Here is a 24,881-nt window from a genome sequence, read left to right as displayed (position 1 = left end):
GGCGCGTGCGAACGTCCACTTGGTGGACGCCATGAATCGGTGCGCCCCCTGTGCACCTGACACTGTTGGTCAGGTCACGCTTACCGTCGGTTCCACTCGGGCAAACACGCGATTAGAGTCGTGTGGCGGAACGCCCGGAAGCCGGCGGAAAGCCAGGCCGACACCCTAGTCTCACCCCCACTTCCGAGGACACGATTGCCATGCCTCGTCCGACTGCCGCACAGCTCGTCTACGGTTCATGCACCGTGATCCTGTCCACGCTGGCCATGTTGCTGCTGTCCGGGACCGGTTCGGCCGCGGGGATCTCCTTCATCGCCGTCACCGGATTCGCCCTCGGACTGCTGGTCGCCCTGACCGTACCGGTGCGCCGGCCCGCCCGGCGGGGGCGGTCGACCATCGCGGCGCAGCACTCCCCCGCATCTCAGGAGCCGATGGCAGCCACGTCGGCCGCCTCCTCCGACACCTGACGGCCCGGACGAGGGGCGGGCTCGCACGGGCCCGCCCTCATGCGTGTCCGGCGCCGTTCAGCGGGTGTTGGTGCTCACGACGACCGTCTTGGCCGCCTTGTCGTGCAGGCCCTGTTTGTACGGCTTGTCGAAGAAGCTCCAGCCGCCGCAGACCACGGTCCACAGACACGCGCAGCAGAACGCGAACGGGATCCACAGCACCGACGCGCGCAGCAACGAGGCCTGCGCCGAGGGCGTCGCGCCGTTGTCGAGGTTCCCGACCCGCATCCCGAGCCACTTCTTTCCGAGCGTCTGGCCCGTCTTGGCGATCAGGAAGGTGTCGTACGCGATGTAGAGGACCGCGGCGACGAAGGACTGCGCGAGGGACCTGCCGACGTTGACGTCGTCCGCGTCCACGTCGAAGTTGTCCACGCCGAAGCCCCAGGTGAGCAGCCACACCACGATGCCGACCATGATCATGTCGATGATGCGGGCGAGGGTGCGCCTGCCGCTGTCGGCGAGCGGGGGCATCCCGGCCAGCGGGTCGGCGGGGTAGTCGCCGCTGCCGTACGGGCCGCCGCTGTACGGGCCATCGCCCGGAGGAGGGCCGTAGGGGCCATCGCCCGGAGGGGGGCCGTAGGGGCCGCCGCCGGGGGGCGAAGTGCCACCGGGAGGCTGTGCGCCGCCGTCCGGGGGCGTGCCGTGGGGCGAGCCCGACCCTTCTCCGGGTGGCGGCTGCTTCCTGAACGGGTCGTCGTCCGGCGGCTGGTCGCCGGAACCGGGGGGCGGTTCGGTGCTCATGGCCCGAGTGGACCGCGACCGCCCCGGCCGCGCATCCGGCGCGCGGCCGTCCGGAGTAGCGGTACGTCAGCCTCCGGAGCCTTTGGTCACCCGTCCGCCCCGTGCCGCCGCGGCCGTAAGCGTCAGCCCGCCACGAACGTGTGCGCGGCCTTGTCGTGCCAGCACTGGCGCCACGGCCGGTCGAACACGCACCACAGGATGCCGATGACACCGAACAGGAGCAGCCCGGGGACGCTGTACACCAGCCAGCGGCGCAGCGCGGCGCCGAAGCCCGGGGGCTCGTGCCCCTCGATGTCCCGGACGTCCAGGCCGAGGGCCTTCTTGCCCAGGGTGCGGCCCCACTTGGCGGTGGGCAGCGCCTCGTAGAGGACCCCGACCAGCAGCAGAACGGCCAGCACGATGCCGAGGTACACCGAGGTGGTGCCGTCCAGCAGCCAGACCGTGACGGTCTCGCCGGACTGCTTGGCCTCGTCGATCTTGCCCTGGAGGTGGTCCAGCCCCTTCGCGCCGAGCGGTACGGCAGCCGCCGCGGTGATGGCCACGACGACGACGGAGTCGATCAGCCGCGCGGCCAGCCGCTTGCCGAGCCCGGCCGGGCGGGCCTCGGCCTGCCGCCGCGCCGCCGCCTGGAACACGTCGTCCACGGGCGGCTTCCAGGGCGCGACGGGCTGGTCGTCGCCGGTCCCGCCCGCGAGCCGGTGCACCTGCTGGGCCCAGGAGGACTGGCCGCCTCCGGGGCCGCTGGTGACCGGGGTGCCGAGCGCGGGGGCGGCGGCCTGTGCGGGGACGCCGGGAGCGGTCTGCCGAGGGGCGGGGGCCGCCGCGGAGGGCGCGGCTGCCGACGGAGCGGCGGCCGGGGGCGCGGCCGCGGGGGGCGTGGCGGAGGCGGCCTGGGCGCGCTCGGCGGCGGCCTTGCCAGCCCCGAAGCCGGGCCCGCCCGCGGCCCGCGGGGGGACGGTCCGGAAGGTCATGGTGCCCTCGTCGGCGGGAGCCGCCGCGGCGGCGGCGCCGGCGTCCGCGCCCTGGGGCGTGGCCCCGTCGGCGCCGCCCGCGAAGGCCGGGCCGCCGCCGCCCGAAGGGGTGACGCCCGCCGCGCCGCCACCGGGCGGGGGCGTCTCGGCGCCGGGGGCGGGGCGGCGGAAGACGAAGGTGTTCCCCGGCTCGGCGGCCGGCGGGTCGGCGGGGACCCTGGGGTCGGCCGCCGGGGCGCCCCAGGAGACGCGGCGGTCCTGGTCGCCGCCGAACCCGGACTGCCGGGAACGGTCGGCTCCCCACGCGGACGCGGGCTCGGGAGCGCTGCCGTACGGCTCGGCCGGCGCGGGCGTGGCGCCGTACGCCCCGCCCGGCTGCGGGTCCTCGTCGAAGAAGTGCGGGCCGGTCTCCTCCACCGACGGCGCCGGCGACGACGGGGCGGCGGGCCGGGGCGCCGGTGCCGTGCCCGGCGGCGGGTTGAGCGGCTCGCCGTCGGACGGCGCGGGGCGGCTGGTGCCGGGTACCCAGGCAGAACCGTTCCAGTACCGGACATATCCGGGGATGGACGGGTCCGGGTAATAGCCTTCGCGGGGCCGGTCGTCGCCGGGGGCCGGGGTTGGGGCGCTCATGTCCGTCGTCCCGTATCTGCTCGGGGGTCGTATAGGGGCCCCCACATCTATCAGACCGGCGCATCCGACAGGGCCCGTCCCGCGGTACCCACCCCTATCCGGGCAATGGCGTGCGTCCCTTCACCCGGTCGGAAAAATTTCCCGGAACCCGCGTAATGCTCCGGGCCCACCCCGCTCTCCACTCGTACGGGCCCGCCCCAGGGCCCGCGACAGAGCCGTACGACAGACCCGTACGAGAGAGGAACGGCCATGCATCACACCGTCGTTGAGCGCGAGCTGGAGCTCAGGCTCATCCTGTCGCCCGAGCGCGGCATCCCGGTCCCGGCCCGGCTGAGCTACCGCACCGACGACCCCTTCGCCGTGCACATCGCCTTCCACGTCAACTCCGAGCACCCGGTGAACTGGACGTTCGCCCGGGAGCTTCTGGTGGAGGGCGTGTTCCGGCCGTGCGGGCACGGGGACGTGCGGGTGTGGCCGACGAAGGTGGAGGGGCGCAGCGTGGTGCTCATGGCGCTCAGTTCACCCGACGGCGACGCGCTGCTGGAGGCGCCCGCCGCGCAGGTGTCGGCCTGGCTGGAGCGCACGCTGCGGGTGGTCCCTCCGGGCTCTGAGGCCGAGCAGCTCGGCATCGACGACGGCCTCGCCGAGCTGCTCGCGCCCCTTCCGGCCGACGACCTGTGGCTGCGCGATCCCTGGCCGTCGGACGAGTCCAAGGACGGGGAGTGAGCCGCCGCGGGCCGTCAGAACAGCTTGCCGGGGTTGAGGATGCCGAGCGGGTCGAAGACCTGCTTGATCTGCCGCTGCATCTCCACGCCCACGGGTCCGATCTCGCGCGCCAGCCACTCCTTCTTCAGGACGCCCACGCCGTGCTCGCCGGTGATCGTGCCGCCGAGTTCCAGGCCGAGGGCCATGATCTCGTCGAAGGACTCGCGGGCGCGCCGGGACTCGTCGGGGTCCTGCGCGTCGAAGCAGACGGTGGGGTGGGTGTTGCCGTCGCCCGCGTGGGCGCAGACCCCGATGGTCAGGGCGTACTTCTCGGCGATGCGCTCGACGCCCTGAAGCATGTCGCCGAGTTTCGAGCGCGGCACGCACACGTCGTCGATCATCGTCGTGCCCTTGACCGCCTCCAGCGCGGTCAGCGACAGCCGGCGCGCCTGGAGCAGCAGCTCGGACTCGGCGACGTCGTCGGCCGGGACGACCTGGGTGGCACCGGCCGCCTCGCACAGCTCGCCGACGGCTGCCAGATCGGCGACCGGGTCGGGCGTGTCGAAGGCGCACAGCAGCAGCGCCTCGGTGCTGTCGGGCAGGCCCATGTGGGCGAGGTCGTTGACGGCCTTGACGGTCGTACGGTCCATCAGTTCGAGGAGGGACGGGACGTGCCCGCCCGCCATGATCCGGCACACGGCGTCGCAGGCGGCCACGGCCGAGGCGAACTCGGCGGCCAGCACGAGCTGCCGCGGCGGCTGCGGCCGGAGCGCCAGGGTGGCCCGTACGACGATGCCGAGGGAGCCCTCGGAGCCGACGAACAGCCGGGTGAGGTCGTATCCGGCGACGCCCTTGGCGGTGCGGCGGCCGGTGTTCATCAGGCGTCCGTCGGCGAGGACGACGTCCAGGCCGAGGACGTACTCGGCGGTCACGCCGTACTTCACGCAGCACAGGCCGCCGGAGGCGGTGCCGATGTTGCCGCCGATGGTGCACTGCTCCCAGCTGGAGGGGTCCGGCGGATAGGCGAGGCCGTGTTCGGCGACCGCGCGGGACAGCGCGGCGTTGACGACGCCCGGTTCGACGACGGCGACGCGGTCGACCGGGTTGATCTCCAGGATGCGGTCCATCTTCGTCAGGGACAGCACGACGCAGCCGTCGGAGGCGTTGGCGCCTCCGGACAGGCCGGTGCGGGCGCCCTGCGGGACGACCGGGACGCGCAGTGCGGTGGCGGTGCGCATGACGTGCTGGACCTCTTCGACCGTGCGCGGCAGGACCACCACGGCGGGGGCACCCGCCGCGCAGAAGCTCGCCATGTCGTTGGCGTAGGAGGCGGTGACGTCGGGGTCGGTCAGGACAGCCTCGGCCGGGAGGCCCGCGAGCAGCCGGTCGGTGAGGTCGCCCTGCGCCTCGTCGGGCGCGGCTTCGATTCGGCTCATGATCACAGCGTGGCACCCGGGGCCATCGGTGTGAACCCCGCGGCCGGCGCCCTTGGGCCGCCCGGACGCGGTGGCCGTACTGACGCACAGTGAGCGCCATGGAGAGCGAGGAGCACCGCGAGGGCCGGCCGGACAGCGACGACAACCGTGCGGGCGGGGCGGACCCCGGGAGTCCGGAGGGCGCGCGGGACACGCGGCTGCTGCGGCGGCGGTTCATCAGGGGTGTCCTGGTCGGCGCAATCGTCGGGTGTCTCGCCGTCGGCGGCATGGTGCTGCTGGCACCGGACGGGCGGGACGGCTCCGGGGGCGCTCCGGGGCCCGAGGCGCTGGCGCGCACGGCGGTCGTCGCCGGGGTGCCCGCCTCGCTGCCGGACCTGGCGGCGCTGATCACCGACCGCGAGGAGCATGTACGCGACCACCCGAAGGACGCCGAGTCGTGGGCGGTGCTCGGGTCGGCCTACGTCGAGCAGGGACGGCGGCTCGCGGACGCCGGGGCCTACCCGCGCGCGGAGCGGGCGCTGCGGACCTCGCTGCGCACCCGCCGCAGCGCGCAGGCGCTGGAGGGCCTGGCGGTACTGGCGAACGCCCGGCGGGACTACCGGGCGGCGCGGGGCTGGGCCGAGGCCGCCCTGGAGAAGGAGAGCCGGCGCTGGACGGCGTACGGGCCGCTGATCGAGGCGTGTACGGGGCTGAACGACCACAAGGCGGCGCAGCGGGCCCTGGACCGGCTGCTGGAGCTGCGCTCGGGCCCGGCCGTGCAGGCCCGCGCGGCGGCGTTGTACCGGGACCAGGGCCGGCGGGAGGACGCGGCGGCGGCCCTGTCGGACGCGGCGGCGGCGGCGCGCACCCCGGCCGAGCGGGCGGCCTGGCTGGAGCGGGGCGGGCAGCTGGCGTGGGAGCGCGGAGACCGCGAGCCCGCGCTGCGGCACTTCGAGGAAGCGCTGCGCACCGACCCCGACCAGCGGGCCGCGCAGGCGGGGCAGGGCAGGGCACTGGCCGCGCTGGGCCGGGCCACGGAGGCGCTGAGCGCCTACCGGGCGGCGCTGGCGAAGCAGCCGGTTCCGGAGTACGCGCTGGAGCTGGGCGAGCTGTACGAGTCGCTGGGGCTCGGGCAGGCGGCGCGGGTGCAGTACGACCTGCTGCGCGAACGGGTCCGGACGGCGGCCGCGGGCGGGGTGGACGAGGAGCTCACGCTCGGCCTGTTCGAGGCCGATCACGGGGATCCGGCGGAGGCGGTGCGGCGGCTGCGGACGGAGTGGAAGCGGCAGCCGGGCATCGCGGTGGCGGACGCGCTGGGCTGGGCGCTGCACCGGGCCGGGAGCGATGAGGAGGCGCTGACGTTCGCCGTGCGGGCGACGGACAGGGAGCACGGCGGCGGGGTGCGCAGCGCCCTGTACGCCTTCCACCGCGGGATGATCGAGCGGGACCTGGGGCTGTCCGGTCCCGCTCGACGGCATCTTCAGGAGGCCCTGCGGATCAATCCGTACTTCTCGCCCCTCCAGGCGCCGGTGGCCCGCCGGGCGCTGGGGACGCTGGGCGAGCCGCCGGCGGAGCCCCTGCCCGAGATGTCCGGGGACACGGAGGGGGCGGAGGAGCCGGAGGGGTCGGAGGAGCCGGAGGAGTCGCTGGGGTCGGCGGAGTCGGCGGAGTCGCTGGGGTCGGCGGAGTCGGAGGAGTCGGAGGTCCCCGACGGGGCCGAGCGGCGCTAGGGGCGCGGGGAACTGCGCCACCGGCCACACACCACCCGCACCCCACCGACGCCAGTCACCGCCCCCGAACGAACCCGGACCTCAACCCAGCGCCGCGGGCAAGGACGCTGGGCGAGCCGAGGAGCCGCAGGAGTCGCAGGACCCCGACGGGGCCGAGCGGCGCTAGGGGCGCGGGGAACTGCGCGACCGGCCACACACCACCCGCACCCCACCGACGCCAGTCACCACCCCCGAACGGACCCGGACCTCAACCCAGCGCCGCGGGCAAGGACGCCGCGTGGGTCACGATCAGGCCGGACACCGCCCGGGTGAGGGCCACGTACAGCCGCCGCGACCCGCAGCCCTCAGAGGTTGCCGCGCTTGGCCTGTTCGCGCTCGATCGCCTCGAACAGGGCCTTGAAGTTGCCCTTGCCGAAGCCCATGGAGCCATGGCGCTCGATGAGCTCGAAGAACACGGTCGGACGGTCCTGGACCGGCTTGGTGAAGATCTGCAGCAGGTAGCCGTCCTCGTCGCGGTCGGCGAGGATCTTCAGCTCGCGCAGCGTCTCGATCGGCACGCGGGTGTCGCCGACCCACTCGCCGAGGGTGTCGTAGTAGGAGTCCGGGGTGTCCAGGAACTGGACGCCGGCCGCTCGCATGGTGCGCACGGTCGCGACGATGTCGTTGGTGTTCAGCGCGATGTGCTGGACGCCGGCGCCGCCGTAGAACTCCAGGTACTCGTCGATCTGGGACTTCTTCTTGGCGATGGCGGGCTCGTTGATCGGGAACTTGACCTTGAGCGTGCCGTCGGCGACCACCTTGGACATCAGCGCGCTGTACTCGGTGGCGATGTCGTCGCCCACGAACTCCTTCATGTTCGTGAAGCCCATGACCTTGTTGTAGAAGCCGACCCACTCGTTCATGCGGCCGAGTTCCACGTTGCCGACGCAGTGGTCGACGGCCTGGAAGGTGCGCTGGGCGGGCGGCTCGACGATCGGCCGGGCGGCGACGTAGCCGGGCAGGTACGGGCCGTCGTAGCCGGAGCGGTCCACGAGGGTGTGCCGGGTCTTGCCGTAGGTGGCGATGGCGGCGAGGACGACCGTGCCGTGCTCGTCCTTCACCTCGTACGGCTCGGCGACCGAGGTCGCGCCGTGCTCGATGGCGTAGGCGTGGGCGCGGCGCGCGTCCGGGACCTCGATGGCGAGGTCGACGACGCCGTCGCCGTGCTCGGCCACGTGCTCGGCCAGAAAGCGGCCCCAGTCGGTGCTCGCCCTGATGACCGAGGTGAACACGAAACGGGCGGAGCCGTTCTCCAGGACGTAGGCGGCCGTCTCCCGGTTGCCGTTCTCCGGTCCGGAGTACGCGACCAGCTTCATGCCGAAGGCGGTGGAGTAGTAGTGCGCCGCCTGCTTGGCGTTGCCCACGGCGAAGACGACCGCGTCCATTCCCTTGACCGGGAAGGGGTCGGCCTGCCGGGCGGTGTCGGGAGTGTGGTGAGTGGTCTGCGTCATAGCCGAAGCCTCGCGCCGCTCTGCAAGGTGCGCAATAGTTTGCTTTTTCACTGCACAATCTGTGCAGTGACACCAGGGAACTGGCAGGCTTTCTGTACAGGATGACCATCCGGGAGACAGACATGGCGATCGATCATCTGGACGGGCGCATCATCGTGCTGCTGGCGCGCGAGCCGCGCATAGGCGTGCTGGAGATGTCGCGGCGGCTGGGCGTGGCGCGCGGCACGGCACAGGCGCGGCTGGACCGGCTTACGTCGAACGGAGTCATCCGGGGGTTCGGCCCCGACGTCGATCCGGCGGCGCTCGGATACCCGGTCACCGCGTTCGCCACGCTGCAGATCCGGCAGGGCCAAGGAGCCGATGTCCGGGCGCACTTGGCGACGGTTCCGGAGGTGCTGGAGCTGCACACCACCACGGGCGGCGGGGACATGCTGTGCCGGCTCGTGGCGCGCTCCAACGCCGATCTCCAGCGTGTGATCGACCGGGTCGTCGGTTTCGATGGGATCGTCCGGGCCTCCACCGCGATCGTGATGGAGAACCCTGTGCCGCTGCGGGTGATCCCACTCGTCGAGCACGCCGCACAGGCCGCGCAGGCGGCGGAGGACCGGGAGGGACCGACGCGACCTTGAGGTGAGCGCGCTTGAACTTCTGGGAGTACCTCGGCGACCACCGCCGGCAACTGCTCTTCGACGCCTTTCAGCAGGCCAGCGTCGTCTTCCAGTGCATGGTGGCGGCGACCGCGATCGGCGTGCTGATCGGCGTGCTCACCTATGCCGGCGACTGGACCGGGAACCTGGCCACGACGACCACCTCGACCATTCTGACCGTCCCGTCGCTGGCCATGATCGGTCTGCTCATCCCGATCGTGGGCCTGGGCGTGCCGCCGACCGTGATCGCTCTGACGCTGTACGGGCTGCTGCCGATCGTGCGCAACTCCATCGTCGGCCTGCGCGGGGTGGACCCGGCGCTGGTGGACGCCGCCAACGGCATCGGGATGTCCCGGAAGATGCGGCTGGCCCGGGTGGAGCTGCCGCTGGCGTGGCCGCCGATCCTGACCGGCATCCGGGTCTCGACGCAGATGCTGATGGGCATCGCGGCCATCGCCGCCTACGCCTCCGGTCCGGGCCTGGGCAACGAGATCTTCCGCGGGCTGGCCTCCCTGGGCAGCAAGAACGCGCTCAACCAGGTGCTCGCGGGGACGCTCGGGATCATCGTGCTGGCTCTGCTGTTCGACGCGGCGTACGTGCTGCTCGGGCGGCTGACGATTCCCGGGGGGACTCGTGTCTGACGCATCGGCCACCGGAGCCACGATCGAGCTGGAGAGCCTCACCAAGCGCTATCCGGGCAATCCGCAGCCGTCCGTCGACAACGTCGACATGGAGATCGAGGCGGGCGAGACCGTCATCTTCGTCGGTCCGTCCGGGTGCGGTAAGTCAACAACGCTCAAGATGATCAACAGGTTGATCGAGCCGTCCAGTGGTCGCATCCGGATCAATGACGAGGACGTGACCGACATTGATCCGGTCAAGCTGCGCCGCAAGGTCGGCTACGCCATCCAGTCGGCCGGTCTCTTCCCGCACATGACGGTCGCCCAGAACATCGGCCTGGTGCCGAAGATGATCGGCTGGCCCAAGGCCCGCGTCAACGAGCGCGTGGAGGAGCTGCTGGACCTGGTGGGTCTGGACCCCGCCGAGTTCCACGGCCGCTATCCGCGCCGGCTCTCCGGCGGCCAGCAGCAGCGTGTCGGCGTGGCCCGCGCGCTGGCCGCCGACCCGCCCGTGCTGCTGATGGACGAGCCGTTCGGCGCGGTGGACCCGATCACCCGCGACCACCTTCAGGACGAGTTGATCCGCCTTCAGCGCGAACTGCACAAGACGATCGTGTTCGTCACCCACGACTTCGACGAGGCGATCAAGCTGGGCGACCGGATCGCGGTGCTGCGCGAGCGCTCGCACATCGCCCAGTTCGACACCCCGGAGGCGATCCTCACCAACCCGGCGGACGACTTCGTCTCCGGCTTCGTCGGCGCGGGCGCGGCCTTGAAGCGGCTCAACCTCACCCGCGTACGGGACGTGGAGATCACGGACTACCCGACGGTGACGGTCGACGGCCCGCTCCAGGACATCTTCGACCGGCCGCGTTCCCGGGAGTCCCTCCCAGGCCCATCCGGCAATGGGGGAGGCGCCGACGAGATCCTGCTGCTCGACAAGAGCGGCCGCCCCTACAGATGGCTGCGGCGCGGCGACCTGATGCGGGCCGGGGGCTCGCCGGCCCGCGCGGGCACGCTCGTGCGCGACACGGTGTCCCAGGACGCGACGCTGCGCGACGCCCTGGAGGCGGTGCTCACCGCCGGCACCGGGCGGGTGGCGGTGACCGGGCGGTGCGGGGAGTACACCGGCGTGGTCGACATGGAGACGCTGATGAACTCCGTGCGCGAACTGCTGAAGGCGGACCGGCTGGACGCCCTGGAGCACCGGCACGAACTGGAGGAGTTCCGGTCCGGGCGCACCCCCGCCGAGCGGGAGGGCGACGGAGGGGAGAAGAAGGCGTGAGCACGCCCGAGCTGGAGGAGCGGGAACCGGAGCAGGTCACCGCGCAGGAGCAGGCGGCCGCTCCCCCGCCGGCACGGCCGGCGCCGCGGGTCACCTGGCGGAAGCTGACCCTCCTGCCGGCCTTCCTGATCGTGGTGCTGCTCACGACCTGGCTGTGGTTCGAGCAGGCCGAGCTGGACACGATCTCGGAGAACGCGATCGCCGAGGACGAGGTGTCCAAGGCGCTGTGGCAGCACATCCAGCTCACCGCGATCTCCACGTTCTTCGTGCTGATCATCGCGATCCCGCTGGGTGTCGTGCTGACCCGCAGGAGGTTCCGCCGGGCCACTCCGGTGGTGATGACCCTGGCCAACGTCGGCCAGGCCACCCCCGCGATCGGTCTTCTGGCCCTGCTGGTGATCTGGCTCGGCATCGGGCGCCGGGCCGCGCTGATCGGCATGATCGCCTACGCCGTGCTGCCGGTGCTGTCGAACACCGTCGCGGGCCTGCGGGCCAACGACCCGACCCTGCTGGAGGCCGGGCGCGGCATCGGCATGTCCTCGCTGGGGGTGCTGACCCAGGTGGAGCTGCCGCTGGCGGTGCCGCTGATCCTGGCGGGTGTCCGCACGGCGCTGGTCCTCAACGTCGGCACGGCGACACTGGCCACCTTCGGCGGGGGCGGCGGCCTGGGTGTGCTGATCACCGCGGGGATCACCACCCAGCGGACGCCGGTGCTGGTGCTCGGCTCGGTCCTCACCGTCTCGCTCGCCCTGCTGGTCGACTGGCTCGCCTCGCTGGCCGAACTGCTGCTGCGGCCCCGCGGGCTGGAGGCCGTGCGATGAGGGGGCCGGGCGGCCGGAGGGGGCGCCGGGCCGCGTTCCTCGCCCCGGCGGTGCTGCTGCTGCTCGCGGCGCTGCTGCCGGGCTGCGGCCTGACCAGCGGCTCCCCCATGGTGGACGACGTGGAGCCCGGTTCGATCGGCCGGGGCCGTCCGCTGGAGGGCGCCGAGCTCACCGTGACGTCCAAGTCGTTCACCGAGAACCTGATCCTCGGCGCGATCATGGGCATCGCCTTCCAGGCGGCCGGCGCGGACGTCCTGGACCGCACCGGCATCCAGGGCTCGATCGGCGCGCGCGAGGCGGTCCGCAACGGCGACGCGGACGGCATGTACGAGTACACGGGCACGGCCTGGATCACGTATCTCGGCAACAGCGAGCCCATCGACAACGCGCAGAAGCAGTGGGAGGCCGTGCGCGACGCAGACCGGAAGAACGGGATCACCTGGCTGCCGCAGTCCCGGCTGGACAACACCTACGCCCTCGCGATGAACCGGGGCAGCTTCGAGAAGTACCGCACCAGGACCCTGTCGGACGTGGCCGCGCTGTCCCGCTCCGACCCGGGCGCGCTCACGCTGTGCGTGGAGAGCGAGTTCGCCAACCGGGTGGACGGGCTGCGCGGCATGCAGCAGTCGTACGGGATGGACGTACCGGCGTCCCGGATCACGCAGATGGACAGCGGGATCATCTACACCCAGGCGGCGAAGGGCAGTTGCGCGTACGGCGAGGTGTACACCACCGACGGGCGCATCAGGTCGATGCGCCTGGTGGTCATGGACGACGACAAGCACTTCTTCCCCGACTACAACGCCGCGCCCGAGATCAACTCCAAGGCCGTGGAGAAATGGCCGGCCATCGCGGAGGTCCTGAACCCGGTGACCGCGAAGCTCGACAACACGGTGGCGCGGAAGCTGAACGCGCGGGTGGACGTGGACGGGGAGGATCCGCACGCGGTGGCGCTGGACTGGATGAAGGAGGAGGGGTTCGTGACGGAGGGGTGAGGGCGAGGCTGCACGGCGCGAGGCTCACAAGGAGTTTTCTTACAAAGGGTTCTTTGCAAAGGATTCCTTGCAGAGAAACCATTGCAGAGACTTCTTTGCAACGCTACCTTTGCATGCATGGACGAGCCCAAGGAAGCGGCACCCGCCGACGAGCCCCGCGAACCCCAGGTGCGCACCCTCGACGCCCGCTCCCTGCGCGGGCTGGCGCATCCGCTGCGGATGCAGCTGCTCGACGCGCTGCGCTTCGGCGGACCCGCCACCGCCTCCCAGCTCGCCGGAAAACTGGGCGAGTCCAGCGGCTCGACCAGCTACCACCTGCGTCAGCTCGCGGCGTACGGATTCGTCGAGGACGCCCCGGAGCACGGCAAGGGCCGGGAGCGGTGGTGGCAGGCGGCCATCCGGGGGCTTGAGTTCGACGACACTCTGCTGGACGACCCGAACCCGGCCGTGCGCGGCGCCGCGGACCTCTATCTGCACGAGGTGGCGACCACGCACGCGCGGGAGCTGTCGACCTGGCTCGGCAACCGTGAGCGGTACGCCGAGGAGTGGAACCGCGCCACCGACATGAGCAGCATGACGCTCCGGCTGACCGCCGAGCAGACCCGCGAGCTGATCGAGCAGATGCACGCCCTGGTCGACCGGTTCCGCGGCAAGGACGATCCGGACGCGCAGACCGTCCGCGTCCACACGCACACCTTCCCGCTCATCAGCGAGTGAGCCACCGACCGATCAGCGACTGAGCCACCGACCGAGAAGGGCACCTGAGATGCGGAACCTCGACCTCACCCGCTACACCGGCCTGCGCGACGAGGCCGACACCCACCGACTCGCCCAGGACGGCCACCGCCCCGCCGAACTGCGCGAGCGCCTCGGCTGGGCCCTCGTGGAAGTGGGCCTGCGGATGGCCGTTCCGCAACGCAGGCCCGCCCTCGCGAGCTAGCTCGGAGCTAGCTCGGCAACCGCGCACGGGCCCCGCGAGCCGGCTCAGCAGCTCGGCACGGTCCCCTTGCCCGACTCCAGGGCCACCAGCGCGTCCACCGCGCCCTTCAGGGACGTCACGGGGATCAGCCGGAGCCCCTTCGGCAGTTCCGACTCCGCGTCCGAGCACTCCGCCTTCGGCACCAGGAACACCGTCGCTCCGTCGCGCCTCGCCGCCTGCGTCTTCAGGGCCACGCCGCCGACGGCGCCGACCTTTCCGTCCGGGTCGATGGTCCCCGTACCGGCGATGGTGCGGCCGCCGGTGAGATCGCCGCCGCGGCCGTCGCCGTTCAGCTTGTCGACGACACCCAGCGAGAACAGCAGGCCCGCGCTGGGGCCGCCGACGTCGGCGAGCTTCAGGCTGACCTTGACGTCGTCCGAGTCGAGCTTGAGGTAGTTCAGGGCGGCCTCGGCGGCGTCGTCCTGGGACTCCTTCATCTGCCGGGTGTTGTGCCGCTCGATCTCCTCGACCGAGTCCCCGGTCGGATACACCGAGTCGAGCGGCATGACCGCCCGGTCGGTGCGGAACCAGCTGTCGACCACGTCCGGGAGCGAGACCCTCGCGTCCGGGCTGGTCGCCTCGATGGTGGTCATCCGCAGCTGCCCACTGGTGTCCCGGGTCGGGGCCCCCGAGATCGTGATCACCGGGGTCCCCCTGTTCTCGCCGAGCACGTTCGCCGTCAAGCCCGGCTGCGCCAGCGCGAACGGCAGCGGCGCGAACAGCGCCGTGGCGACGAGGGCCACGACGGGCACGGCACAGACGGCGACGGCCCAGGGGCGCGTGAGACGAGAGAGCACGGGGTCAATCTAACGTGGCCGCCGGGGCGGGCCGGGCGCCGGTCAGCCCCCGTGCGTAACCGCCACTCGTGTGAAGCCGGCGCAGCGCCCCGGGCAGGGGCTCGATCGCGATCCCCGGCCCGTCCGGCACCAACAGGGTCACGGGTCTCCCGGCCGCTGGCGCTGGTTCCCGGCCTCTGAGAGGACGTACGCACGCCTCTGACACCGAGGCCGTGTCTCAGCGCAGCGCTTCCGCGACCTCCCGGGCCGCCTCGACGACGCGGGGCCCGACCCGCTCCGGTACGGCGTCGGCCAGCATGACGACACCGACGCTGCCCTCGACACCGATGACCCCGAGCAGGGGCGCGGCCGCGCCGCTGGCACCGGCTTCCAGCTCCCCGTGGGTCAGCGTGCATCCGGGATCCTCGTACGGGCTCAGCCGCGCGGAGAGGATCGCCTTACCCGCGGCTCCCCGGTCCAGGGGGTGGCGGAACCCTGCCCGGTAGGCCACGTGGTAGTCAGTCCAGGTCGGCTCCACCACGGCGACGGCGAGCGCCTCCGCCCCGTCGACCAGGGTCAGATGCGCGGTCGCGCCTATGTCCTCGGCGAGCGACCGCAGCGAGGGCAACGCGGCCTCCCGCACCAGCGGGTGCACCTGGCGGCCCAGTCCCAGCACACCGAGTCCGACACGGGCACGCCCGCCGAGATCACGCCGTACGAGCGCGTGCTGCTCCAGGGTGGCCAGCAAGCGGTACACGACGGTCCGGTTGACGCCGAGTTTGTGAGAGAGCTCGGTCACCGTCAGGCCATGGTCGGTGTCGGCCAGCAGCTTGAGGACCCTGAGTCCCCGGTCGAGCGTCTGAGAGGTCTCCGCGGTCACGACGCCCACTCCTTAATGGTGAGGTCGGCAGCCCCTCGCGGCGAATGCGTCGCGGAGTCCCGTCAGCGACGCGCGTCAGAGGCCGCCGATCGGCGGACGGCCCGGCTTGTCCGGGCCCAGTCGCTTCACGGCTGCGCTCCGCGGCGGCGCTGCCACGGGGCGTATGCGTAGCGGGACATTAGCGAAGCGGGTTCGCTGAGCGGAAGGCTCCGTCCAGAATCCGGTCAATGGCCGGGGAGGACTGCTTGCCTTTGTCCTGAAAGTTCAACGCACCGTGACGCACCGAGCACCCCGAAAAAGCCCCCGAGGAACCACGCGACCAACCCCGAAAAGAGGCACACGGAACAGGCCGACCGGTCCCGAAACGGGGCGCGGGGAACAGCGCGACCGGTCCCGAAACGGGGCGCGGGGAACAGCGCGACCGGCCACACAACACCCGCACCCGAAACACAACCGAAGGACCCGCCCAGGCACAGCCCCCAGGCACAGCGCCCAGCGTCACCGCATACGCGTGGCCCACTCCTGCACCTTGGCGATCCGCTGCCGCAGTTGCCCCGCCGTCGCCTCCGCGCTGGGCGGTCCACCGCACACCCGGCGCAGCTCGGTGTGGATCACTCCGTGCGGCTTGCCGCTCTGGTGGACGTAGGCCCCGACCATCGTGTTGAGCTGCTTGCGCAGCTCCATCATCTCCTTGTGCGTGACCACCGGGCGCCGCTCGGCGGGCAGTTCCAGCAGGTCGGCCTCGGCGTCCGGCTTCTTGCGGCTGTGCGCGATCTGCCGTGCCTGCCGCTTCTGCAGCAGCAGTTGGACCTGTTCGGGTTCGAGGAGCCCCGGGATGCCGAGGTAGTCCTGCTCCTCCTCGCTGCCGGGGTGGGCCTGCATGCCGAACTCGGCGCCGTTGTACATGACTCGGTCGAACACCGCGTCCGACTCCAGCGCCTCGAACGGCAGCATGTCCTGCTCGCCGGTGTCCTCGTCCTGCTGCTGCTCGGCCTCCTGGAGGAGCTTGTCCTCCTCGGCGTAGGGGTCCTCCTCGCCGTCCTTCTTCGGCCGGTCCAGGACGTGGTCCCGCTCGACCTCCATCTCGTGGGCGAAGGTGAGCAGGTCGGGCACGGTCGGCAGGAACACGGACGCCGTCTCGCCGCGCCTGCGCGAGCGCACGAAACGCCCGACCGCCTGCGCGAAGAACAGCGGCGTCGAGATCGTCGTCGCGTACACCCCGACCGCGAGCCGGGGCACGTCGACGCCCTCGGACACCATGCGGACGGCGACCATCCAGCGGTCGTTGCTGCCGCTGAACTGGTCGATCCGGTCCGATGCGCCCGCGTCGTCCGAGAGCACGAGTGTCGCTTTGGAGCCGGTGATCTCACGGATCAACTTGGCGTAGGCGCGCGCCGAGTCCTGGTCGGAGGCGATGACCAGGGCGCCCGCGTCCGGGATGGCCTTGCGGACCTCGGTCAGCCGCTGGTCGGCGGCGCGCAGCACGCTCGGCATCCACTCGCCGCGCGGGTCGAGCGCGGTGCGCCAGGCCTGGCTGATCGCGTCCTTGGTCATCGGCTCGCCGAGCCGGGCCTCGATCTCGTCGCCGGCCTTGGTGCGCCAGCGCATGTTGCCGCTGTAGGAGAGGAATATCACCGGGCGCACGACGTGGTCGGCCAGCGCCGAGCCGTAGCCGTAGGTGTAGTCGGCCGAGGACCGGCGGATGCCGTCCTGGCCCTCCTCGTACGCCACGAAGGGGATCGGGTTGGTGTCCGACCGGAAGGGCGTACCGGTGAGCGCGAGCCGCCGTGTCGCCGGTTCGAACGCCTCCAGGCAGGCCTCGCCCCAGGACTTGGAGTCACCGGCGTGGTGGATCTCGTCGAGGATGACGAGCGTCTTGCGCTGCTCGACCCGGTTGCGGTGCAGCATGGGCCGTACGCCGACACCGGCGTAGGTCACGGCCACGCCGTGGTAGTCCTTGCCGAGCGGGCCCGCGCTGTACTCCGGGTCCAGCTTGATCCCTATCCGGCCGGCCGCCTCCGCCCACTGCTTCTTCAGATGCTCGGTCGGCGCGACCACGGTCACCTGCTGCACGACGTGGTGGTGCAGCAGCCAGGACGCCAGCGTCAGCGCGAAGGTCGTCTTCCCGGCGCCTGGTGTGGCGACCGCGAGGAAGTCGCGCGGCTGCTCCTGGATGTACTTCTCCATCGCACCCTGCTGCCAGGCCCGCAGCTTGCTCGCGGTGCCCCAGGGGGCACGGCCGGGGAAGGCGGGTGACAGGTGGTGGGAGTGGGAGGCAGAAGCGGCGGTGGTAGTCACGGTCTCCGTACGGGGGTCGAGCTCGGCTACGTATGACAACCGGGCCACCCTACCGGCGCCCCGGCCGCGTCAACGCGCGAACACCGCCGGGTCACCACCGGGTGGGACTGACGTCACAACGCCTGCGGCAGCCCAGCGATCTCGTCCTCGCGGTGCGGGCAGCCCGCCCCACGGGGCGACCGGGCGCTGGGACGGCGAGCGGCCCCGGTCGGCGACGGGGCGCCGGCCGGGGCCGCTCGGCCTCAGGCGCGGGCGGAGACGATGAGGGTGCCGATGTGGCCCTCCTTCGGGGCCGCCACGACCCAGGCCTTCGCGGTGGAGAAGCCGGCCCGGAGCAGATGCCGCTCCCACACCGCAGGCTTGTAGCTGTACCGGTAGGTGAACATCGCCTTGCCGGCGAAGCCGCCCTTGTACATGCCCTGCGGCCCGTAGGCGCCAGGGATCGCCGGGGGCTGGGAGAACACGAACACCCCGCCCGGGCCAGTCGCTGGCGCACGAGGGGGAAGAGGCGCGACGGATCGGTGAACCAGGCCGCACCGAAGATGGAGTACACGGCGTCGTACCGGTCCTGGTCGGCGGCGAGCCAGTCGAGGACTTCCGCCTGTGCGAACCGGACGCCGAGCGGCGCCCAGCGCTCGCTGGCCAGCTGCACCATGCGGGGCGACAGGTCGACGCCGGTTGCCTTCACGCCCTGCTGGGTGAGGTGGGCGAGGGCGCGGCCCGTGCCGCAGCCGATCTCCTCTGTTGAGTTGCGCCTTGGGGTCTCCCCTTGGCTTGCAACTATGCTTCACGCCAAGCGAAACTGGCCAAGTTGACTGTGCCTAGTTTGGGTGGCATCATCGGGAGCATGACGACCGACCCGCTCGACACCGTCCGCGACACCACCGCCGCACGCGACCGCGCACTCCAGGCCGCCGAAGCCGCCCGCACCGCCCAGCACGCCGCCATCGCCGAAGCGGCGCGACAGGGAGCCAAGCAGCAGGACATCGTGAAGATCACCGGCCTCACCCGCGAACGCGTCCGGCAGATCACCCGGGCTGCGGGCATCCAGTCACAGAGATGACGAAACGCCCCCTCCCGCGCCGCAGCGCGAGAGGGGGCGTCGTGGTTCATCGGGCGAGCGCCTGGTAGAGCGCCACAGCAAGCGCAGCGAGCGCGGTGAGCGCAGCGAGAGACCGGCAGCGGCCACCGGCCCTTCCTCCGGCGTGGTGACGCGCGGCTCGATGTCGGTGCTCTTCGGCATGTTCTCCAGAGCCCGGAGGCGGGTCTCGTGGTCGGCAAGATCCGTCCGGATGTCCTTGGTCTCGTTGAGGATGCCGTCGATCTTCGTCTCGATCCGGCCGACCGCAGCCGCCAGCCCCCTCACCTCCTGGTACATCTGTGCCGGGCTGATGTACACGCCCGGGTCTGGCGTGGTCATCGAGACGCCCAGGTGAGGCTCGCCGGGTCCGCGCCAGCGGAGCGGCCCACCACACCGTGAGGTCAGCGGCCTCGACGGCGACCAGGCCGAGCGCGGCCTCCGCGCCGGTCCATCCCGCGCGCTCGGCGAGGTCGAGTATCAGCTTGCTGGTCAGATCCTTGGTCGTACGACCGCCATGGCCGCCGCACCCCGCCCGGACGCCTTTTATGAACGGCGTATGGCAGTGCTGTTGCAGCCCCGCCCGTTTACTTGAGTCCCCGATTCACCTCGCCGTACGGTCGTTTCACCGAGTCCGGCAGGGGCCGACACCCCGAACGGATTCGCCGCCGACCGTGTGCCCGAATGGCTCAGGGAGTCGCCTGCAAAGCGGCTTACGCGGGTTCGATTCCCGCCACGGTCTCCAAGTCCCGGCCGCACGTGGTGACTTCTCCACGCGCCGGCCGAAGCGGGGCCCGCCGCACATGCCGGGCCCCGCCCGGCGCCGGACAACAGGCCCTGCAGGCCGTCAGTCAGGCCCTACGCCGGACCGATTCCCGTCGAAGCCTCCAACAGCGCGCTCTCCCGGCGCACTTGCCACAGGTAGAAGGCGAGCGTGGAGACGTCGGTGGACAGGGGGTGCAGGGTGCCCTCCGGCTCACTCCAGTCGAGGACGGTGCCCGTGCGGCCGTCCAGGACGACTGCGCTGTCCGCCGTGAGCCGGCCGAGGCGGATCAGGTGGGCGACGTCACAGGCCGCTCCGGTCGGCGGGGTCAGGTCCGGGCGCTCCTCCGCGCAGTACTCCAGGACCGGGGCGAGCGGTATGTCCGTGTCCAGGCGGAAGAGGAAGCCCTCCTCCGGCAGTCCGGTCTCGCGCAGGAAACGGCGCGTCGCCTCGTGTGTGAGGGCCGCCGGGAAGTCGACGTCCTCGAAACGCACCACCCGGCCGCGGCCGAACTCCCGGTCCAGCAGGCGGTAGGGCAGATCGAGGGCCAGCCCGGACCGGCCCTGTGCGAACTTCGGCGGCAGCCGCAGTGACGGCTCGCAGCTCAGCAGACTCATGATTCCCCCGTGCGTGGTCGTACCCGGGCACGGCAGCCACCCCCAGGGGCCGCCTCGCCCACTGCCAGAAGACTACGCGCCCCCACTGACAACGCCCCGCCCGATGGAAAACCCGGGCCCCCGCCTCACTGCCCGGCGACCACCACGGCCGCCTGCGGCCGGATCGGCAGCCGGTTCACGGGCCGGCCCGTGGCCGCGCGCACCGCGGAGGCGACGGCGGCCGGGGAGGCGACCACCGGCACCGCGCTGACCGCCTTCGCGCCGAACGGGGCCACCACGTCCCGCTCCTCGACCAGCTTGACGACCTTGATGTCCGGCGCGTCCAGGGCCGTCGGCAGCGCGTAGCCGGTGAGGTCCGGATGCCGGATCGTGCCGCGGGGTGTGCGCAGGTTCTCGGTGAGCGCGATGCCCACGCCCTGGGTGACACCGGCCTCGATGCGCGCCGCCAGCTGGGCCGGGTTGAGCACCCGCCCCACGTCCTGCGCGACGGCCAGCTCCACCACCCGCACCGAGCCCAGTTCGACGTCGACGTCCACCACGGCCCGGATCGCGCAGAAGGCGAGCCCGACGAACGCGTCGCCCTGTCCCGCCTCGTCCAGCGGTTCGGTGGGATGCGGGCGGCACTGGGCCGTGGCCCACAGTTCCTTGCCCTCCATCGCCTCCGTCACGGTGGTCGACAGGACACCGTCGTAGGAGGTGATCTTGCCGTCGGCGATCTGGAGCAACTCGGTGGACATGCCGAACTTGTGCGCCAGCGGCTGCAGGAGCTGGGTGCGGACCATCTTGGCCGCGCGCTCCACCGCGCCGCCGGACACCCAGGTGTGCCGTCCGCGGCAGCCCGGACCGGCCGGCGGCTGGTCGGTGTCCACGGGCGCGACGTGCACCTCGTCGACGCCGAGCGTCTCCTGCACGATCTGCCGGGCCAGCGTGCTGAAGCCCTGGCCGGTCTCGACGGCCGCGCACAGCACCGTCGCGACGCCGTCGTGGACCTTCACGGTCGCCGTGGAGACCTCGTCCGCGCCCTCCGCGCCGAGCATGTGCACCATGCCCAGGCCGTAGCCCACGCCCCGGCGCACAGCGCCCGGCTCACCCGCGCCCTCGGGGCCGCCGGGCAGCAGCCACTCGTCCTCGGGGGTGTCCTTGGGCAGCGGGGGCAGCGGGAAGTCCCGTACGGCCTGGAGGAGTTCGGCGACCGGGGCCGGGCAGGTCACCGTCTGGCCGATGGGCAGCACGTCGCCGGTGGCCAGCACGTTGCGCAGGCGCAGCTCGGCCGGGTCGACGCCGAGCTTCTTGGCGAGCTTGTCCATCTGCGCCTCGTAGGCGGCGCACACCTGCATGGCGCCCTCGCCGCGCACATGGCCCGACGGGGGGTTGTTGGTGCGTACGGCCCAGCCCTCGATGAACGCGTTCGGGACGACGTACGGCCCGCAGGCGAAGGAGACGGCCGCGGCGAGCGCCTCGGAGGAGGTGTCGGCGTACGCGCCCGCGTCGAGCAGGATCTGCGCCTCGACCTTGACCAGCTTGCCCTCGGCGTCGGCGTGGTGGCGATAGCGCAGCAGCGTGGGGTGCCGGTGGGCGTGGCCGAGGAAGGACTCCTCGCGGGTCGCCGTCAGCTTCACCGGGCAGCCGGTCTTCAGCGCGAGCAGGCCGAGCGGCAGCTGGAAGCCCTGGTCCTCGCGGTCGGCGGTGGCGCCGGGCACACCGGTGACGACGATCTTCACGCGCTCGGGTGTCAGGCCGTAGCAGGCGGCGAGGGTGTCGCGGTCGGCGTGCGGGTCGGTGGAGGCGATGTAGAGCTCGACGCCGCCGTCCGGGCGCGGCACGGCGAGGCCGGCCTCGGCGCCGATCGGGGCGGGGTCCTGACGGCCGATGCGGTACAGGCCCTCGACGACGATCTCGCCGTCGGCCTCCGGGTCGCCGTGACGCAGCGGGATGTGCCGGATCAGGTTGCCGTCGGGGTGCAGCGCCTCGGCCTCGAAGGCCTGCTCGGGGTCGGTCACCGGGTCGAGCACCTCGTACTCGACGATGACGGCCGCGGCGGCCATCCGCGCGGTGTCCGGGTGGTCGGCGGCGACGGCCGCGATGGGCTCGCCGTGGTGCCGTACGACCTCGGAGGCGAAGACCGGGCGGTCGGCCGTGCCACGGCCGTGCACCGGGCTGCCGGGCACGTCCTCGTGGGTGATGACCGCGCGCACGCCGGGCATCTCGCGCGCGTGGGCGGTGTCGATGGACTTGATGCGCGCGTACGGGTGCGGGGAGCGCACCACGGCCGCCCACAGCAGGCCCTCGGCCCACAGGTCGGCCGCGTACGGGAAGGTGCCCTCGGTCTTGGCGCGCGCGTCCGCCGGAGGCAGGGAGGAGCCGAGGCCGTGCGGGATCGGATCCGGGGCGGGGGCCTCCGCGGCGGTGGTCGCGGTGGCGGCTTCGTTGCTCACGCCTGGCCTCCGTCCTGTCCATGTCCGTACGGCTGCTCGTGCGGGCCGGGTGCGCCGAGGCCGCCCTCGAACGCCGACGGGTTGACGCCGCCCGCGCCCGGTCCGGCCTGGTGGGGAATACGTGCCGTGTCGCCGTCGTGTTCGCCGTCGGCCCCGTCGAGCGCCTCACGCTCGGCGACGACCTCCTTGACGGCGTCCAGGACACCCCGGTAGCCCGAGCAGCGGCACAGGTTGCCGCACAGTGCCTGGCGGGTCTCCAGCTCGGTCGGCGCCGGGTTGCCCTCCAGCAGGTCGTGCACGGTCATCGCCATGCCCGGCACGCAGAAGCCGCACTGCACGGCCCCGCACCGGGCGAGGGCTCGCTGCACGTCGGAGGGCTGCCCGTCGGCGGCCAGGCCCTCGACGGTGCGCACCTCGCTGCCGGCCGCGGTGGCCGCGGGCACCAGGCAGGAGGCCACGAGCCGCCCGTCGACCTGCACGTTGCACGCCCCGCACTCGCCCTGCGAGCAGCCGTCCTTGGCGCCCGCGAGTCCGAGCCGCTCGCGCAGCACGTACAGCAGCGACTCGCCGATCCAGGCGTCCGTGACGGGCCGGTCGGCGCCGTTGACCCGAAGCACGTACGAGGCGAGGGGGTGCTCCTCGCCGGGGGGCGGGGGCAGTTCCTCGGCAGCGGGGTCCTCGGCGTCGGCCGGGGACGCGCCTTCGGCCGGGTCCTCGGTGTCGTCCGCGCGCGGGTGACCGTCCTCGGCGGGAGCCTCGGCGGGGGCCTCGGCGTCCGCGCCCGGCTCCTCGGGTGCCTCCACGGTCTCCGCGGCCGTGTGGGCGCCCGGGAGTGCCTCGGAGCCCTCGGGAGCGGCTCCTGCGGCCTCCGTGGCCCGCGGGGCCTCCGTGGCCGTCTCGTGGGCCGCCACGGCGGCCGGGGCGGCCGAGTCGGCGTGCGGGTGCGGGTGTTCCGGGGCGTAACCGTCGTGCGGGGCTTCGGCGTCCGGTCCGGCGGGCGCCTCGCCGGGGAAGGGTTCGGCGGCCGGGGCGTGCTGTCCGCCCCAGGTCCGGTCCTCGTCCTGCGGCGTGGCCCAGGGCGCGGGCGCGCCGCCGGGGAGCGTGGCCGGGGCCGTGCCGCTCCACTGCTCGACGAGCGTGGAGGTGGTGTACTCACCCGACTCGTCGGGCAGGTCGCCGTTCGCCACCGGGATGGACCACTGCCCGGTCACCTCGTGTCCGGGCGCGGGCTCCTGGACGGTGGTGTCCTCGAAGGTCCACTGCCCGGTCGCGCCGGGGTTGTACGTGAACCGGTCGTCGCCTGCGGTGCCCTGCTCGGGCGCGGGCCAGTGCGTGCCGTCGGCGGCCCCGGGCTGCGTCGCCCAGGTGCCGGTGGCCGAGGGGTCGGTGGCCGCGTCCGCGGCGGGGGCCACGGCGATCTGCGGCGGCACATAGCCGTGGCCGGGCGCGGCGAGCGGGCTGTCACCGGCCAGCAGGGCCTCGATGCCGCCCTCGGGGAGCTTCACGAAGGCGGTGGCGCCGTCGTCGTAGTCGCCCTGGGGCAGCGGGTCCCAGCGGCTCGGGCCCTGGGGCGCGCCCTCTCCGTGCTGGTCGTCGGTCACGACAGCGCCCTCCCCAGTGCTCGTCGGGCCAGCGCGGCGACGGTGCGCCGCAGGTGCAGTACGGCGGGCGGCAGCGGCTGCACCGAGCCGTCCTCGGCCGGGACCGGGTCGGGGATGCAGGCCGTGGCGACGTACTCGCCGAAGGCACCGAGCGCCTCGGGGACGATCGCGCGGTCGTTGTCCCAGTCGATGAGCTGGGCGATCCACTGCTCGGCGTCCAGCGGCCTGAGCGGCATCGGCGCTATGGCGCCCACCGCGCAGCGCACGCCCCGGCGGGCGGGGTCGAGGACCAGCGCGACGGACGCGGCGGCGCGGCCGGGTCCGGTGCGGCCGGTGGCCTTCAGGAAGACCTGCGGGGCGTGCAGCAGCGGCACGCGCACGTAGCCGATGAGTTCGCCGCCGCGCAGCATCTCCATGCCGGCCAGCAGGTGCGAGACGGGGATCTCGCGGCGGGCGCCGCCCGGCCCGGCGACGACGACGGTCGCCTCCAGGGCGGCGAGCACGGGAAGGGCGTCGCCGGTCGGGGCGGCGGTGGCGATGTTGCCGCCGAGGGTGCCGGCGTTGCGGATGTGCGGCGGTCCGGCCGCGCGGGCGGCGGCGGCGAGCGCGGGGATCAGGGCGGCGAAGTCGGGCCGCCCCATGCGCGCGTGGGTGAGTCCGGCGCCGAGCAGGGCGTGGCCGTCCTGGTACTGCCAGCCGCGGATCTCGCTGATCCGGCCGAGGCCGACCAGCGCGGTCGGCCTGAGCTGCCCGGAGTTCACGGAGGTCATCAGATCGGTGCCGCCCGCGACGGGCACGGCGGCGGGCATGGCGGTGAGCGCCGCCACGGCCTCGTCGAGTGTCGTGGGCAGCGTGACGGCCTGCGCCGCCTGCGGTGCGTGCGTGGTCAAACCGGCTG

At 72.7% G+C, this 24,881-nt stretch carries 22 protein-coding genes, 1 tRNA gene and 2 pseudogenes; 12 read left to right on the top strand and 13 right to left on the bottom strand.

What is annotated here, in order from left to right; genetic code table 11:
• Positions 1-200 precede the first annotated feature (200 nt).
• The gene (locus tag ABZZ79_RS20340; protein ID WP_356690610.1) at positions 201-467 is read left to right on the top strand and encodes a hypothetical protein; all 267 of its coding nucleotides are present in this window, start codon (positions 201-203) and stop codon (positions 465-467) included.
• A 57-nt stretch (positions 468-524) separates the two neighbouring features.
• Here the strand turns inward: ABZZ79_RS20340 and ABZZ79_RS20335 are convergent, their stop codons facing one another.
• Positions 525-1,247, bottom strand: coding sequence for an RDD family protein (locus ABZZ79_RS20335; RefSeq protein ID WP_356690608.1), 723 nt, complete (start codon positions 1,245-1,247; stop codon positions 525-527).
• 122 nt (positions 1,248-1,369) lie between these two features.
• On the bottom strand, positions 1,370-2,848 hold the full coding sequence (locus ABZZ79_RS20330; protein ID WP_356690606.1) for an RDD family protein: 1,479 nt from the start codon (positions 2,846-2,848) through the stop codon (positions 1,370-1,372).
• A 249-nt stretch (positions 2,849-3,097) separates the two neighbouring features.
• Between ABZZ79_RS20330 and ABZZ79_RS20325 the strand changes: the two genes are divergently transcribed.
• On the top strand, positions 3,098-3,574 hold the full coding sequence (locus tag ABZZ79_RS20325) for an SsgA family sporulation/cell division regulator (protein ID WP_356690604.1): 477 nt from the start codon (positions 3,098-3,100) through the stop codon (positions 3,572-3,574).
• A 14-nt stretch (positions 3,575-3,588) separates the two neighbouring features.
• Here ABZZ79_RS20325 and ABZZ79_RS20320 read toward each other — a convergent pair whose 3' ends face one another.
• Positions 3,589-4,995 carry an FAD-linked oxidase C-terminal domain-containing protein gene (locus tag ABZZ79_RS20320; protein ID WP_356690602.1) on the bottom strand — a complete coding sequence of 469 codons (1,407 nt, stop codon included), beginning with the start codon at positions 4,993-4,995 and terminating at the stop codon, positions 3,589-3,591.
• Between the two features lie 260 nt (positions 4,996-5,255).
• Between ABZZ79_RS20320 and ABZZ79_RS20315 the strand changes: the two genes are divergently transcribed.
• Positions 5,256-6,698 carry a tetratricopeptide repeat protein gene (locus tag ABZZ79_RS20315; protein WP_356690797.1) on the top strand — a complete coding sequence of 481 codons (1,443 nt, stop codon included), beginning with the start codon at positions 5,256-5,258 and terminating at the stop codon, positions 6,696-6,698.
• Positions 6,699-7,042: 344 nt separating this feature from the next.
• Here the strand turns inward: ABZZ79_RS20315 and hppD are convergent, their stop codons facing one another.
• Positions 7,043-8,188, bottom strand: a complete 1,146-nt coding sequence (gene hppD / locus ABZZ79_RS20310) for a 4-hydroxyphenylpyruvate dioxygenase (RefSeq protein ID WP_356690600.1) — start codon at positions 8,186-8,188, stop codon at positions 7,043-7,045.
• Positions 8,189-8,310: 122 nt separating this feature from the next.
• Here hppD and ABZZ79_RS20305 point away from each other — a divergent pair, with 122 nt between their 5' ends.
• From ABZZ79_RS20305 to ABZZ79_RS20275, 7 genes are all read left to right on the top strand, one after another.
• The gene (locus ABZZ79_RS20305) at positions 8,311-8,817 is read left to right on the top strand and encodes an Lrp/AsnC family transcriptional regulator (protein ID WP_356690795.1); all 507 of its coding nucleotides are present in this window, start codon (positions 8,311-8,313) and stop codon (positions 8,815-8,817) included.
• A gap of 11 nt (positions 8,818-8,828) precedes the next feature.
• Entirely contained in the window at positions 8,829-9,476 is a 648-nt protein-coding gene (locus tag ABZZ79_RS20300) for an ABC transporter permease (RefSeq protein ID WP_356690598.1), read from the top strand.
• On the top strand, positions 9,469-10,740 hold the full coding sequence (locus ABZZ79_RS20295) for a betaine/proline/choline family ABC transporter ATP-binding protein (RefSeq protein WP_356690596.1): 1,272 nt from the start codon (positions 9,469-9,471) through the stop codon (positions 10,738-10,740). The genes ABZZ79_RS20300 and ABZZ79_RS20295 overlap by 8 nt, the downstream gene beginning before the upstream one ends.
• An 11-nt stretch (positions 10,741-10,751) precedes the next feature.
• Positions 10,752-11,561 carry an ABC transporter permease gene (locus ABZZ79_RS20290; RefSeq protein ID WP_356690793.1) on the top strand — a complete coding sequence of 270 codons (810 nt, stop codon included), beginning with the start codon at positions 10,752-10,754 and terminating at the stop codon, positions 11,559-11,561.
• Positions 11,558-12,556 (top strand): glycine betaine ABC transporter substrate-binding protein, encoded by a 999-nt coding sequence (locus tag ABZZ79_RS20285; RefSeq protein WP_356690594.1) that lies wholly within the window; start codon positions 11,558-11,560, stop codon positions 12,554-12,556. Before ABZZ79_RS20290 ends, ABZZ79_RS20285 begins: the two co-directional genes overlap by 4 nt.
• A 117-nt stretch (positions 12,557-12,673) precedes the next feature.
• On the top strand, positions 12,674-13,273 hold the full coding sequence (locus ABZZ79_RS20280; protein ID WP_356690592.1) for a helix-turn-helix domain-containing protein: 600 nt from the start codon (positions 12,674-12,676) through the stop codon (positions 13,271-13,273).
• A gap of 49 nt (positions 13,274-13,322) precedes the next feature.
• Positions 13,323-13,496 carry a hypothetical protein gene (locus ABZZ79_RS20275; protein ID WP_356690590.1) on the top strand — a complete coding sequence of 58 codons (174 nt, stop codon included), beginning with the start codon at positions 13,323-13,325 and terminating at the stop codon, positions 13,494-13,496.
• Between the two features lie 44 nt (positions 13,497-13,540).
• Here the strand turns inward: ABZZ79_RS20275 and ABZZ79_RS20270 are convergent, their stop codons facing one another.
• The 4 genes and pseudogenes from ABZZ79_RS20270 to ABZZ79_RS20255 all read right to left on the bottom strand — a co-directional run.
• On the bottom strand, positions 13,541-14,332 hold the full coding sequence (locus ABZZ79_RS20270) for a S16 family serine protease (RefSeq protein WP_356690588.1): 792 nt from the start codon (positions 14,330-14,332) through the stop codon (positions 13,541-13,543).
• A gap of 217 nt (positions 14,333-14,549) precedes the next feature.
• Complete coding sequence (locus tag ABZZ79_RS20265) at positions 14,550-15,191, bottom strand: helix-turn-helix domain-containing protein (protein WP_356690586.1); 642 nt, start codon at positions 15,189-15,191, stop codon at positions 14,550-14,552.
• 498 nt (positions 15,192-15,689) lie between these two features.
• A complete protein-coding gene (locus tag ABZZ79_RS20260; protein ID WP_356690584.1) occupies positions 15,690-17,489 on the bottom strand; it encodes a DEAD/DEAH box helicase in 1,800 nt (599 codons plus the stop codon).
• Positions 17,490-17,731: 242 nt separating this feature from the next.
• Positions 17,732-18,228 (bottom strand): annotated as a pseudogene (locus tag ABZZ79_RS20255) (class I SAM-dependent methyltransferase); the annotation flags it as partial.
• A gap of 108 nt (positions 18,229-18,336) precedes the next feature.
• Here ABZZ79_RS20255 and ABZZ79_RS20250 point away from each other — a divergent pair.
• Positions 18,337-18,552: a hypothetical protein gene (locus ABZZ79_RS20250; RefSeq protein ID WP_356690582.1), complete on the top strand. Its 216-nt coding sequence runs from the start codon at positions 18,337-18,339 to the stop codon at positions 18,550-18,552.
• Here ABZZ79_RS20250 and ABZZ79_RS20245 read toward each other — a convergent pair.
• The gene (locus tag ABZZ79_RS20245) at positions 18,541-18,909 is read right to left on the bottom strand and encodes a hypothetical protein (RefSeq protein ID WP_356690580.1); all 369 of its coding nucleotides are present in this window, start codon (positions 18,907-18,909) and stop codon (positions 18,541-18,543) included. The genes ABZZ79_RS20250 and ABZZ79_RS20245 overlap by 12 nt on opposite strands.
• 328 nt (positions 18,910-19,237) lie before the next feature.
• Here ABZZ79_RS20245 and ABZZ79_RS20240 point away from each other — a divergent pair.
• Positions 19,238-19,312: transfer RNA gene (locus ABZZ79_RS20240), tRNA-Cys, on the top strand.
• A 134-nt stretch (positions 19,313-19,446) separates the two neighbouring features.
• Here the strand turns inward: ABZZ79_RS20240 and ABZZ79_RS20235 are convergent.
• The 4 genes and pseudogenes from ABZZ79_RS20235 to ABZZ79_RS20220 all read right to left on the bottom strand — a co-directional run.
• Positions 19,447-19,887 (bottom strand): annotated as a pseudogene (locus ABZZ79_RS20235) (SUKH-4 family immunity protein); the annotation flags it as partial.
• A 185-nt stretch (positions 19,888-20,072) separates the two neighbouring features.
• On the bottom strand, positions 20,073-22,382 hold the full coding sequence (locus ABZZ79_RS20230) for a molybdopterin cofactor-binding domain-containing protein (RefSeq protein ID WP_356690578.1): 2,310 nt from the start codon (positions 22,380-22,382) through the stop codon (positions 20,073-20,075).
• Entirely contained in the window at positions 22,379-23,983 is a 1,605-nt protein-coding gene (locus ABZZ79_RS20225) for a 2Fe-2S iron-sulfur cluster-binding protein (RefSeq protein WP_356690576.1), read from the bottom strand. The genes ABZZ79_RS20230 and ABZZ79_RS20225 overlap by 4 nt, the downstream gene beginning before the upstream one ends.
• Positions 23,980-24,873, bottom strand: coding sequence for an FAD binding domain-containing protein (locus tag ABZZ79_RS20220; RefSeq protein ID WP_356690574.1), 894 nt, complete (start codon positions 24,871-24,873; stop codon positions 23,980-23,982). Before ABZZ79_RS20220 ends, ABZZ79_RS20225 begins: the two co-directional genes overlap by 4 nt.
• Positions 24,874-24,881 lie beyond the last annotated feature (8 nt).

The organism is Streptomyces sp. NPDC006458 (genome assembly GCF_040612135.1).
GTDB lineage: Bacteria > Actinomycetota > Actinomycetes > Streptomycetales > Streptomycetaceae > Streptomyces.
Note: the sequence above shows the minus strand (reverse complement) of the source record. Positions and strands in the feature narration are given on the sequence as shown.